The 266-nt window shown below is 30.8% G+C and carries 1 protein-coding gene; it reads left to right on the top strand.

Features of this window, described 5'->3' with window-relative positions:
* Window positions 1-28 precede the first annotated feature (28 nt).
* A partial coding sequence (locus tag Q4563_RS20290) for a DUF7935 family protein (protein WP_303605798.1) occupies window positions 29-266 on the top strand: 238 nt, incomplete at its 3' end.

The raw sequence follows: 266 nt of genomic DNA, 5'->3' as shown, positions 1-266 counted from the left end.
AATTTATATTCGCTAAAAATATTTTTATATGGATGAGATCATCGAAATCTTAAAATATACCATTCCTTCTATTGTTACAGGAGGTGTGGCGGCTTATTTTTTAAAACAACACAATGCTTTAGAAAACAGCAAACGTAAGTTTGAACTCTTTCAAGAAAAGAAAAAACACAGTTTACCAATTAGATTGCAAGCTTATGAAAGAATGACTTTGTTTTTAGAGAGAATTCACTTAGCAAACATTACCGATCGTGTAGACACTTATGAGG

This window comes from Gilvimarinus sp. 1_MG-2023 (assembly GCF_030548285.1).
This window is presented reverse-complemented; position numbering and strand designations above follow the sequence as displayed.